At 46.0% G+C, this 12,005-nt stretch carries 13 protein-coding genes and 1 pseudogene; 8 read left to right on the plus strand and 6 right to left on the minus strand.

The genetic code is table 11. The annotated features are described in order from the left end of the window. Positions 1 to 145 precede the first annotated feature (145 nt). From tnpA to AM1_RS25360, 3 genes and pseudogenes are all read left to right on the plus strand, one after another. A pseudogene (tnpA, locus tag AM1_RS38850) lies at positions 146 to 576 on the plus strand (IS200/IS605 family transposase). 199 nt (positions 577 to 775) lie between these two features. Continuing rightward, positions 776 to 2,029 carry a DUF445 domain-containing protein gene (locus AM1_RS25355; RefSeq protein ID WP_071819967.1) on the plus strand — a complete coding sequence of 418 codons (1,254 nt, stop codon included), beginning with the start codon at positions 776 to 778 and terminating at the stop codon, positions 2,027 to 2,029. Positions 2,030 to 2,208: 179 nt separating this feature from the next. Next, positions 2,209 to 3,210, plus strand: a complete 1,002-nt coding sequence (locus AM1_RS25360) for an ABC transporter ATP-binding protein (protein WP_012165775.1) — start codon at positions 2,209 to 2,211, stop codon at positions 3,208 to 3,210. Here the strand turns inward: AM1_RS25360 and AM1_RS25365 are convergent. From AM1_RS25365 to AM1_RS25375, 3 genes are all read right to left on the minus strand, one after another. Continuing rightward, the gene (locus AM1_RS25365) at positions 3,207 to 4,016 is read right to left on the minus strand and encodes a Stp1/IreP family PP2C-type Ser/Thr phosphatase (RefSeq protein WP_012165776.1); all 810 of its coding nucleotides are present in this window, start codon (positions 4,014 to 4,016) and stop codon (positions 3,207 to 3,209) included. The two genes, AM1_RS25360 and AM1_RS25365, sit on opposite strands and share 4 nt — an antisense overlap. Before the next feature lie 131 nt (positions 4,017 to 4,147). Next, positions 4,148 to 5,878 (minus strand): ABC1 kinase family protein, encoded by a 1,731-nt coding sequence (locus AM1_RS25370; RefSeq protein WP_012165777.1) that lies wholly within the window; start codon positions 5,876 to 5,878, stop codon positions 4,148 to 4,150. After that, a complete protein-coding gene (locus tag AM1_RS25375; protein WP_012165778.1) occupies positions 5,878 to 6,195 on the minus strand; it encodes a DUF6825 family protein in 318 nt (105 codons plus the stop codon). The genes AM1_RS25370 and AM1_RS25375 overlap by 1 nt, the downstream gene beginning before the upstream one ends. Positions 6,196 to 6,535: 340 nt before the next feature. On the opposite strand from AM1_RS25375, the gene clpS reads away from it, so the two are divergent. Next, entirely contained in the window at positions 6,536 to 6,817 is a 282-nt protein-coding gene (gene clpS, locus AM1_RS25380) for an ATP-dependent Clp protease adapter ClpS (RefSeq protein WP_012165780.1), read from the plus strand. Positions 6,818 to 6,967: 150 nt separating this feature from the next. Here the strand turns inward: clpS and AM1_RS25385 are convergent, their stop codons facing one another. From AM1_RS25385 to AM1_RS25395, 3 genes are all read right to left on the minus strand, one after another. Next, positions 6,968 to 7,336 carry a DUF4878 domain-containing protein gene (locus AM1_RS25385; protein WP_148215826.1) on the minus strand — a complete coding sequence of 123 codons (369 nt, stop codon included), beginning with the start codon at positions 7,334 to 7,336 and terminating at the stop codon, positions 6,968 to 6,970. Positions 7,337 to 7,444: 108 nt separating this feature from the next. After that, positions 7,445 to 7,822: a hypothetical protein gene (locus tag AM1_RS25390; protein ID WP_063710537.1), complete on the minus strand. Its 378-nt coding sequence runs from the start codon at positions 7,820 to 7,822 to the stop codon at positions 7,445 to 7,447. A gap of 146 nt (positions 7,823 to 7,968) precedes the next feature. Further along, positions 7,969 to 9,300 carry a 16S rRNA (cytosine(967)-C(5))-methyltransferase gene (locus tag AM1_RS25395; protein ID WP_012165783.1) on the minus strand — a complete coding sequence of 444 codons (1,332 nt, stop codon included), beginning with the start codon at positions 9,298 to 9,300 and terminating at the stop codon, positions 7,969 to 7,971. Positions 9,301 to 9,452: 152 nt separating this feature from the next. Here AM1_RS25395 and AM1_RS44295 point away from each other — a divergent pair, with 152 nt between their 5' ends. The 4 genes from AM1_RS44295 (at position 9,453) to AM1_RS25415 (ending at position 11,997) form a co-directional block, all read left to right on the plus strand. After that, a complete protein-coding gene (locus tag AM1_RS44295) occupies positions 9,453 to 9,740 on the plus strand; it encodes a hypothetical protein (protein ID WP_012165784.1) in 288 nt (95 codons plus the stop codon). Positions 9,741 to 9,914: 174 nt separating this feature from the next. Continuing rightward, positions 9,915 to 10,241, plus strand: coding sequence for a helix-turn-helix domain-containing transcriptional regulator (locus tag AM1_RS25405; protein ID WP_041660508.1), 327 nt, complete (start codon positions 9,915 to 9,917; stop codon positions 10,239 to 10,241). 171 nt (positions 10,242 to 10,412) lie between these two features. Then, positions 10,413 to 11,537: a trypsin-like peptidase domain-containing protein gene (locus AM1_RS25410; RefSeq protein WP_012165787.1), complete on the plus strand. Its 1,125-nt coding sequence runs from the start codon at positions 10,413 to 10,415 to the stop codon at positions 11,535 to 11,537. A 130-nt stretch (positions 11,538 to 11,667) separates the two neighbouring features. Beyond that, positions 11,668 to 11,997: a DUF3181 family protein gene (locus tag AM1_RS25415; RefSeq protein ID WP_012165788.1), complete on the plus strand. Its 330-nt coding sequence runs from the start codon at positions 11,668 to 11,670 to the stop codon at positions 11,995 to 11,997. The last annotated feature ends 8 nt before the right edge of the window (positions 11,998 to 12,005 follow it).

The raw sequence follows: 12,005 nt of genomic DNA on the forward strand, positions 1-12,005 counted from the left end.
AACATTTTGAGGCGACAAGGTTAGAGAAGTGTTTGATTTCGAGAATAACTATCCTGTATAAGCCTGCGCTTTGAGTGCAGAACTGGTCAGGTTTCACCTATACCGCGGTTGAAAGGTCTCTTTTGAAGTCTTCAAAGAAGACAGAATGACATATCGAAAGTTATCTCACAGTGTGTGGGAATGCAAATATCATGTAGTATTTGTACCGAAACATAGAAAAGGGCGAATATATGGTCGAATTAGGAGGATTTAGGCGATATTTTTATGAGCTGGCACGTCATAAAGAGAGTGTCATAGAAGAAGGTCATTTAATGCCAGATCATGTTCATAAGTTGTTGAGTATTCCGCCGAAATACTCCGTGTCCAATGTGGTGGGCTACGTAAAAGGAAAAGTGCCATTTATATCGCCCGAGAGTTAGGCAATAGTCGGAATGCGACAGGCCATAAGTTTTGGTCTAGAGGATATTTTGTGTCAACAGTCGGCAAAGATGAGGAAATGATCTGTTGATATATCAGGCCAGGCATCAGGAGCAAGAAGAGCAAAAGCTAGAGCAATTGAACTTGTTTCGGGCGTAGCCCAAGTCCCCTTTAAGGGGTTCCAATTCAAGCTTCCGGTTTTACCGGAGGTAATTGACTAAATTTATAGAAAAACTTAATTCAAACACTATTGTAAATATTGGGTTCTCATTCTCAATTGAGACCTATGTCTACATTTCGACTTTTCTAAGATCGCACCTTGATTAATTGAGGGTAAGCTTTTTGCAGAGGGCACTATTTGTGCATTGATGAGGCGAACAGATTGGACTGGTCTACCCTTGGCGTTGTAATCGTGCCACCCATTGCTGGTGGCATCATTGGCTATTTCACCAATGACCTTGCCATTTCAATGTTGTTTAAGCCCTATCGAGCCATCAAAATAGGCGATCGTCGGCTTCCTTTTACTCCAGGGCTTATTCCTCGCAACCAAGAACGGTTAGCCCAAAAGGTGTCTGACGCAATCATGACCTCCCTGCTAACCCCAGAAGAGTTACAAGCCATTGCCCAGCGATTGCTGCAAACTGAACGGGTACAAGGCGCTATTTTTTGGCTACTCCAACTTGCCTTAGATCAAGTCAAATCTGATACGGGTCAAAGAACCGCCCAAATTTTAGCCAACATCCTTAGGGATTTTGCTGATCAATCCTTACCTCGCATCATTGTGGCTCTAGCCCGTCGCGAAGATTTTCTCCAAGATCAGCTGGACCAAGTGTTCGATCAAGTACTCCTGGACTTACAGCTGACAGATGACCAAGCCCAACAGCTCGCCAACTGGATTATTAATGTTGTAGTACCACCGGACACCCTACGACTACTGTTGATTGACTTCCTGACCGACCGCAATATTGCGATCCTAGATCGCGATCTACGCACCAAAACCAGTGGAACCTATTGGTTAGTCGCCAATGTAATGGGAGTCCAAAGTAGCTTAGTGAAATTGCGGACCTTCTGTATCGAAGAGAAGTTAGCGTGTAACGCGATAGTGGCAGAATTACTGACATCCCTGGGAATTCGTCAACGGTTTGTCGAATGGCTAGCCAGTTTATCGCTACAAAACCTACCCGTTCGCACCGTGCGACAGCTCCGGCAGCAGTTTCGTGAAAGCGTACGAGGATATACCCAAAACAAAGGAATTTCCGTATTGCAAAACCTTGGGACTTCCGTAGATTGGGATGAAACCGCCATGCTAATTGTCAAACGATTGCAGACTTCTGAAGTTGTTACAACATCTCTCAAAGACATCAGTGAAGATTTAGCCTTGATCTTGGAGCGATACTTGGAGCGTGATTTAGAAATGATTGTGGTGAAAGCCCTGCCCATTTTAAATTTGGACCAGGTGATCATCGATCGCGTCAACCACACTGCCCCAGAGGATCTAGAGGCAGCGATTCAGGGCATCGTCAAAACTGAACTCCAAGCCATCGTCATTTTAGGAGGGGTTCTGGGAATTGTAATTGGATTATTGCAGTCCTTAATTCTGTTATTTTCCTGACAAACAAGGCGACCAATCTCGATAATCTGAGGCAGGAAAAGTTCCACAACAAGATGTCATTTTCTGTTTGAAGTGCGGCTAGGTTTAAGAGTCAATCAAAACTAGGGAAAGATAAGGGAAGATTTTATGTTGTCTATTCATCTACAAAGGCTGATCACCTTTTTGCATTCCCAAAAGTCATGAATTCTGAACCTAAAGTCACACCCACATCCGACAATCCTTCATCCCCTGAGCAGGCCGAACAGCAACCCATTATCCAAACCTTTAGTTTACGGAAGACCTATCGTACTGGCTTCTGGATGAACAAAACTGTCACCTCCCTGCAGCAATGTAGCGTTCAGGTCATGGCTGGTGAAACATTTGGTCTACTGGGACCCAATGGTGCGGGAAAAACCACTTTATTGAAGATCCTCTTAGGCCTTGCTAAACCCTCTGCAGGTAGAGGTTTCCTATTGGGCAAGCCTTTAGGGGATCGGTCAGCCAAACAGCATATCGGATACCTGCCCGAGAATGCCTACTTCTACGACTATTTAACCGGGTGGGAATTTCTCAAGTATGCGGCGGGTCTTTTTCAAATCCCCGAAAAAGTCCAAAAACGACGCATCCCAGAACTATTAGACATGGTGGGATTAGATCGTAAAACCGCCAAGAAAAAGCAGATGCGACGCTATTCCAAGGGGATGCTGCAACGGGTGGGTATGGCCCAAGCATTGATCAATGATCCAAAACTCGTCTTTTTAGATGAGCCCATGTCAGGACTCGATCCCATGGGGCGGTATCAAATGCGGGAAATTATTCTGTCCTTAAAAGAGCAAGGCAAAACCGTATTCTTCAATAGCCATGTTCTGTCTGATGTGGAAGTGATTTGCGATCGCGTCGCCATACTGGCTTTGGGAGAACTGATCTGCGAAGGCACTCTGGATCAACTATTAGGCGCTAATACCCAAAACTATCAAGTGAAAGGGAGAGGGGGCAACTCAGAAGTCCTTTCAAAAGTTCTGATCGATTTTGAGATGCAGGCTGAGCAATGGCATGGCCAGCTTCAAGGCGATCCACAAACCTTTATTTCCAAACTAGACAGCATGGGAGGCACTTTGGTGGAAATGAAACTGATGCGACAATCCCTAGAAGACTTCTTTATCCAACAACTCCGGCAGCGAGGCATTCAAAAGAGCCGCTAAGCTTCGTTGAGGTCACCCGTAGGGTCGTCGTCCATAGCAGGCGTATCAGCCCAGCTCGAACTTTCCTCTTCTTCACCATCGCCTAGGGCAACAAGCACAACGGTAATATTGTCTTGCCCGCCTTCGTCTTTCGCCGCTTCGACTAAAGCATCTACAACCGTCTCGCAGGGATGTTTTGCCTCGAAGAAAGGTGCAATTTGCTCATCGGCCAACTCTTCAGTGAGGCCATCACTACAAAGTAACAACTGATCGCCAGACTTGACATCAAGCTGTTGGATGCCGATTTCATCTAGCTCTTCACGCCCCAAGCATTGGGCTAGCACATGACGCCAGGGATGGCTTCGCGCTTGATCCTTCGTCAACAAGCCAGATTTCACAGCTTGGGAAATCCAGGTATGATCCTCGGTAATCTGCGACAACTGGGATCCTCTCCATCGATATAACCGCGAATCACCAATATGAGCGCACCAAGGTTGACCTTCTGCAGGAAATAAGACCACCACAACGGTCGTTCCCATGTCAGCCCGTTCTGGGAAGTCTTTTTGATTCTGAATAATATCTTGATTCGCTTTCAGTAGTGCCTTTTTCAATAAATCCGGTGGATTAAGCTGGGCTTGCCAATTTTCCACCAAAAACTTCTGAATGGTTTCAGCGGCAATCCGGCTCGCTTCTTCGCCACCTGCATGGCCCCCCATTCCATCCGCCACGATAAAAAATCGGCCTTCGGGTTCATCAATCCGGTAAGAGTCCTGGTTCGCCTTACGGACTAACCCTTGATCACTAAGGCCTGCAAACAGACGTTTCATATTAGTTTCAACGATTCTATAATTCCTCTACTGTGATTACCATCTGCGTCAATTTAGGAAGATGATATAAAGCCTCAGACATTCAAATAGTGTAGCGAAAAAAGCACCTTTCCTGATTTGCCTCTAAAATGCTACAACATTCGTTCAAAACTGTCATAACGTTTCATTCTTAATAACAGCCGCAAGAAGACAATAGCAGCGACACTGGCAGCTAGAGCTGCAATCGCAGCCAGCCACACATACTTATTAACCAGCAGAATCGTTGCAGAGAGTGTAAAAGCACCAATCAGCAAAGCATAGTTGGTTCCCATATGGGTTAAATTAAGCCGCCGCAAAATCCGGTCTGTTTCCACTGAGCGCACTCGCATTCGGAGATCACCCTGCTCTAGCTTGTCCAGGGTATCTTCCATCCGTCGGGGTAGGCCCAAGGCAGTATTACTAACCTGGGCAGCCTGCCGCCCCAACTCTCCCAACAGATCACCATTTTGATTATTTGAAAATCCACCGTTGGTCATAAGTTCTGCTGCAAAGGGTTCTGCAACCTCCATAAAGTTAAACGTAGGATCTAAACCTCGCCCCACCCCTTCTAAAGTGGAAAAGGCCCGCATGACAAATGTAAACGTTGCGGGGAAACGAAAGGGTTGATCATAAGCAATCTCAAATAGATCATCGCCAATTTGAGCAACAGACTGTTTATCAAACGGCTGCCCCATAAAATTATCCAACATATATTGGATCGAGCGTCGGATCGGACCCATATCATCTACAGGTAATAGTGCCCCTAAATCGATCAAAGAAGCAATCACTTTATTGGCATCTTTTTGAGCAAACCCGAAAAACGTCTTTAGCAGCTTCTCTCGGGTCAGCGTCGTAATCTGGCCCATCATGCCAAAATCATAGAAGATCAGCTTTCCATCCGAACTCACAGCTAAGTTGCCAGGATGTGGATCCGCATGGAAAAAACCATCCGTCAATAACTGATAAAGATAGGCTTTAGCACTCAGTTGGGCAATTCGCTTCCGATCGATACCAGCTGCATCAATGGCATCATAATTACTAATTTTGAGACCTGGAACATACTCTAGGGTCAGCACTCGGGGCGTTGCATATCGCCAAAAGACTCGGGGCACATACACCCATTCTTGTTCCCGGAAATTGCGCCGAAACTGATCGGCATTGCGGCCTTCATTTAAATAGTCAATTTCTTCATAGAGGATTTTGCAGCATTCTTCGTAGATGCCCAGCCAGTCTCTCCCAGGCCCCCACTTGGGGTGGTTTTGAAAATAATGGGCAATGCCTTTTAAAATTCTCAAGTCAATATCAAACAGCTTTTTGAGACCCGGACGCTGAATTTTGACAACAACTTCTTCCCCAGACTGCAGTTGAGCACGGTGAACTTGACCTAAGCTCGCCGCAGCTAGAGGAACGGGATCAAAACTGCAAAATAACTCTGGAATAGTGCGGCCAAAGTCCTTCTCAATAATTCGTTCTACAATCTCATAGCTAAAGGCAGGCACACGATCCTGGAGCTTGGACAGCTCTTCGACATACTCCGCTGGGAATAAATCCGCACGGGTTGAGAACAATTGTCCAACTTTAATAAAGGTGGGTCCTAGATCGAGTAAGGTCTCTCGGATCCAGACGGCTTGCTTGCGTCGTCGGGTCGCTCGCTTGTCTTCCGTCATCCCTCCGGCATAACTCCAAGACTTACTCAACCACCACCTAGAGCTAAGCAGCTGCAGCACAAAGGCCCAAATATCCAGGAAACGACGTTGCCGAGAATAGCTTTCTCGATTCCAGCGATAGGCTTTGCGATTTTGTTTTGGGAAGGTCAACTCAGAGGATGAAACTGACACAGGCACTAACCAGAATGGCTGCGGTAGTTTTGCAGAGCTGAACGGAGCTGGGCAATTTCTGCCCGCAACTCATCAATGGTCTCTTGTAAATCACCAGAATTAGCAGAACCGGAAGCCGACGAGTAGCTTTGAGGATTGCGAGCTGCTTCTGAGTCAGCTCTTTCCCTGACCTGATCGGTGAAATGACGGATTTTTTCCCGTTGTTCAGCATCAAACTTTCCCACATTGCTGAGGGTATCTGTTAGTTGATGCTCTAGCTCTTCATATAAAACTTCAGCAGTAGCTCTACCCAAGAAAAATGCGCGGATTAAAGGGTTGGTCATGGGATAGTTACATTACGATGGCTTCGCAAAAATTATAACTTGCCTCTTTGCACTCCTGCTCTAACTTGAACCCATAGAATCATCCTGCTATAGATGAATTCAGGCTAACGCTAGGGAGGTACACCCTCAACCGTCAAGACTATCCGAAAGAAAAAATATGGAAAACCTTTTGAATTGATGACAAGGTAGGGGTTACTCCTAATAGGTTTCAAAGTTAAAATAAAGTTGTAAATCAATACCTTGTCGAATACCATGCAGATTCAAGCGAACACTGCAGAATTCCTGCAGATGTTTTAAAATTCTGCTGTTGTTATTCAATCCCTACTTGAGCTAAACGACAATGTCTGTTGAAACACTTGAAAAACGCTCTACAAGCCGAAAACTGGCACCAAAGTACCGTGTTTTGCTCCATAACGACGATTTCAACTCGATGGAACATGTCGTCCAAGTGCTTATACAAACCGTCCCCAATTTAACCCAGCCCCAAGCGGTCAGCGTGATGATGGAAGCTCATACCAATGGCATTGCCCTCGTGATTACCTGCGCTTTTGAACATGCGGAGTTCTACTGTGAAACGCTTAAAATGCATGGTTTAACGAGCACTATAGAACCGGACGAGTAAGCAAATTTTAGGACGGTAACTAGGGCAAAGCTGATGTCTCAGCCCTAGTTATCATCGCAACACAAAATTTTCTATCCCGGCCAATGGAGTGCTGTCTTCATCCGTGGTGCAACATCCAATTAGAAGGTGACATTTGTTGGTATTACCAGTCTATTCACCACTAACCAAATACCAACGCCCCTCTTTCCTAACGAGAAAAACTTTCCCATCCTCTTTGCCGTCTTCGTTGTTAAGACTCACCGTTGCTTTGTCGCCATTGATTTGCGACTGAGCCAAGCTTCCTTTAGAAATATCTGCTGAAAAGCGCTCCTGTGCTTCCTTTTCTGCATCCGCTAGATCGCATATTTTTTGGATTCCTTGGTCGGCCTCTGGAGCACATAACCCTCTTAATTCTTCATAGTTTTTGGAGGTTGCAACATCAAAAACTTTTTGAACAACCCTTTCAGGGGTTGAGTGCACCCCATGATCTGCACAGGCCGTTATCAGTAAAACTCCCAATAGCGAACCTAGACGCTGCATAGCCACCATCCCTCATACGTCATCGATCTCCAGCCCATCAGTTTCAAATCTGGTTCCACTAATATTCCGGGCAGAACTCAAACTTAATCCGTCCAACAAGGCTCAATACTACTCTTGGAAACGCTGCAAATACCAATTGCCATTTTCCTGAATGAGTTCGAATTTAAGGGAGTTTTGTTGGTTAGGACTCATTACGGCTTTTACAGTTGCTGTATAACCGCTAAATTCTGTACTTCCTCTTATTTGTGCAGTCAAGAAGCGATCAACAAACTTTTCTTTTTGGTCAGGCTGAGCTTCAGAAATTTCGCAGATAATGTTAGCCGTGGTTTCTGCCTGGGGGGCACACAAACGACTCAATTGGCTTAGGTCTTTCGTTTTCGCTGAATCAAAAATTCTTTGAATCACACCTTTAGGTGTGGATTGAGTACTACCTTGACATGCGGTAATACTCAGTAGTGAAGCGAATAAGATGAGCTTTCTCAGCATGAGATAGAGGCTCGAAAAAGGGGCAAAAGTGGCTTATGTGGCAGATTATACACAAAATCAGATTTCGAGACCTAAACGTAAAACCTAGTTTTATGAAGTACTAATAATTATTATCAAACTGGGTATCGTTCATAGGTTCACTGGCCCTATCCCTGGCGCAAAATAGCCATGAAAAATCCATCCATGTTTTGCTGATGAGGCAATATCTTGACGCTGCTTTGTGGGCCTGAAGTGGGCACCCATTCTGCTATAGGCTGTTGGGTTTGCCATTGAGGCATCTGTGCCAGAAATTGGTCAATAATATTCTCATTCTCTAGAGGATGGAGCGTGCAGGTGGAATAGAGGAGTATCCCCCCAGGTTTTACTCTACGGGCACTATTCAGGAGTAGATCGAGCTGAAGGGTTGATAAGTCTTGAATATTGTCTGGAGTTTGCTGCCAACGGGCATCGGCGTGACGATGTAAGGTCCCTAAGCCAGAACAGGGGGCGTCTACCAATACATAGTCAGCCAGAGGAATATGGTTGGAGAGTTGCCGACTATCCCCAGTCCAGATGGTGACGGTATCGATCCCTAAACGTTGGGTGTTTTGATTCAACTTGCGTAAGCGAGACGGGGTGCGATCGCACGCCCAAACCTCCCCCTGATTCTCCATTAGCTCCGCTATATGAGTGGTTTTCCCGCCCGGTGCGGCACAGACATCCAGGGCAATGGCTCCGGGTTGAGGATTCAGCAAATGTCCGACAAGCTGGGCGCTCGCCTCTTGCACAGTCCACAATCCCTCCTGAAAACCAGGCAACTGGGGAATGGGACCGGATTTACCTTCGATTCTGAGGGCTTGGGGTAAATGGGGGAGGGGCGTTGTGGTGACTCCTGCTGATGCAAGTTGCGATCGCACCGACTCCCGATCCGTCTTTAAGGAATTAATTCGTAAATCGATATGGGGAGGCTGGTTGCAGTAATCACATAGTTTTTCCGTCTCTTCCGAGCCAAGTTGATCATGCCAGACTTGAACAATCCAATCTGGATAACTATACAGAATCCCTAGGTGCTGAATCGGATCAGGGGGTAACTCTAGGGGGTCATTCAAGTTGGCGGCTGCCCGTGCATATTGCCGAAGCAATCCGTTGACGAACCCCGACAAACCCGACAGTTGATTCTGTTTCGCTAGCTCCACGGTGGTGAAAATAGCGGCAGCATCAGGAATATGGTCTAGGAAGCGCAGTTGATAAAGTCCCAAATGCAATAAGGTGCGTAAATCAGGCGGCTGCTGATGGGCAGGCTTTTTGGCAAATTGGTCAATCAGCGCATCCAGAGTCCTTTGGCGACGAACACTGCCGTAAAGTAGCTCAGTTAATAGGCGGCGATCGGCATCGGCTATCGTTTTTGGCATCACCCGACTAAGGGCAACGTCTGCATAGGCTCCTCGATGGACTGCTTTGAGGCCCCGATAAGCCAGTTGTCGAGGATTGGGGGTCATTCAGTACTGGTTCAGCAACTGGCCTCATTGTATAAGGACTCAGGTTCATGCACGGCTAGACCGTTAATCCCCCCATGTTCTGAAGCATATCTGCGACTCAACCATTTCAACGTCCTTGCTGGAGGCAATGAGCTATCAGGAGCCTAGAGACGATGAAAACTCAGCTATCTGTAACAGAAACTACCCAGACTAGTCCCATTGAACAGCACCTTACGCTGCGTAACGGTTCTTGGGAGACTTATGAGGAATTACTGGATGCTTTTGGCGAACATCGAGCCGTTCGGCTTCATTATGACAAAGGAGTTCTTGACTTCATGGTTAAGAGCTATCTATTGCAGCTCAAGGGATGGCAAACAGCAACACCACATTGTGAAATGAATATTGCAAGAGGTCTAGTGAATACCGGATCAACTGGGGGCCAGGATACCGTATCTACCTGATCCAAGATGGCAAGGAATTGATTGTTTTATTGGGGGGAGGAACGAAGAAGGATCAACAGTCGGATATCACCAAGGCTAAGGAGTTTCTCAAGAATATAAAAATCGGAAGAAGCAAGCGAATATAGATTCTCAAAAGAAGAAACAACGGCGAAAGCGTAAAAAGAAGTAAACATCATGGCATTGACGAGAGATTTCAAAGAGACCATCCACTCCCGAGTGCAGTCGGATCCTGAGTTTGCAACTGCTTTATTGGATGAAGCTGCATACCTCATGCTTAATGGTGAGCCGGAAACAGCCCGATTAATATTGAGGGATTTAGTCAATGCAACGGTTGGCTTTGAACAACTCGCTGTTGAAGCGAATAAGCCCAGTAAGAGTCTTCATCGAATGCTATCTGCGAAAGGGAATCCAACGATGGATAGTCTGAACGCAATTTTTAGTGCACTGCGTAAGAAGTTAAATGTGGATATTCAAGTTCATGCAGTTTCTACTTCAGGATAGATTTTCAGTTGAAACCAAAGTGGAAGTTTTCAGAGGACTCCACATTAAACATCGATTGGCCAAATCGTATTGTCTGAAAGGATTACTCTTAACTTAATAAAAAGGTGTGATCCTTAATACAAATGTGCTAGGGAATAGGATAAGTTTCTAGTTTTTCCAGAATTGTCATCCATGAAATTTATCCATCCACTCGCTCCGATTATTGTCACTGCAATGATTGCTGCTCCCTTTCAGAGTGCCCAGGCATTGAGTTCAGCGGAAGTGAGTGAGATCGCAGAAGCCATCACCGTCCGGATCGATGGTCAAAATTCTGGTTCGGGAGTGATTATCAAGCGCCAGAATGACGTTTATACAGTGCTGACTGCGGCCCATGTGGTAGCTACAGCGGATGAATATGATGTGGTGACAGCTGACGACTTACGATATCCATTGACCTATAGCAAGGTTAAAAAATTTCCTGGGATTGATTTGGCATTGGTTGAATTTACCAGTTCAAAATCCTATCAGGTGGCAAAACTGGGTGACTCGTCGAATGTACGAGCCGGAGAGTCCATTTATGTCTCTGGATTCCCCATGCCCACAGCTGCTATCACTGAGCCCATTTGGAATTTTTCTGAGGGGAAAGTGACGGCGAATGCCAAGCGCCCTTTGGCCGATGGCTATGGATTGGTTTATAGCAATAACACCTTGCCGGGGATGAGTGGTGGATCTGTTTTAGATCGCCAAGGCCAACTGATTGGGATTCATGGTCGGGCAGACGGGGAAAGGCAAGTTAAACGAACGGAAACGGTGTATGTGAAGACCGGCTTTAATTTGGGCATTCCCATCAATACTTTTTTAAGTTCGGTGGGCACGGTTCATCCGGCTTTGGGATTCTCTGGAACAGTGGCAACAGGTGGCGCTGAATTGACCCCGGATGATCTTTATGTGCAGGGGACCGATAAATTCCAGCGGGGAAACTACCAGGGTGCGATCGCAGATCTAAACCAATCCATTGATCTCAATCCCCAGAACGCCTTTGCCTACAACAGTCGCGGCAATGCCTACTACGAATTGCAGCAATACGAAGATGCGATCGCTCAGTACGACCAAGCCATTGCTCTTAACCCTGACTATGCCGAAGCTTATTTCAATCGAGGGCTTGCCCATCAGCTCATGGGGAATAACGCTCAAGCCCAGCAAGATCATCTGAAATCAAAGCAGCTCTTAGGGGGGCAGGTCGACTCACTGCAAAATAAAGCCGATCGCATTCAGCAATTGTTAGATCAGAAACTCAAACCCTTTGAGCGGCGATAGTTTTTGCAAGTTGCTTCCTATTCATAAAGAAACAGAGGGTCTTTAAAACCAGGGGCTATCCTAGAAAAGATAATCAAGTGAATTCAAAAGTTCACGCTATCCACCCCTAAAACTGGGGGTACCCTAAGCTATGGCAGACCAAATTGCAACTGTAGACGTAGAATCCCTCGCCGCAGATATTGGCGAAAAAATCTACATTGATGTGGCCAAATGGCACCTCTTTTTGAGTGATGCCCATCTGCATCAGTCTTTGGCAGAGCAATTTTGTAACCTTTTAGAAAACGGATTATTGGAGGAACCTCAGATCCTGCAAGTGTTGTCAGATGTTTCTGTGCCCCTGGGGGGTGGTAAACGGAAATTACCATTGATTGATCTAGTGCCTGCTGTAGGTCAACAAGATCTGATGGATATTCTGACGAACTTCCGTCATCGTCTTGAAGAGTCTGGATATAGTTTTTAACGTCTGAA

Origin of the sequence: Acaryochloris marina MBIC11017 (genome assembly GCF_000018105.1) — a bacterium.
Taxonomy (GTDB): domain Bacteria; phylum Cyanobacteriota; class Cyanobacteriia; order Thermosynechococcales; family Thermosynechococcaceae; genus Acaryochloris; species Acaryochloris marina.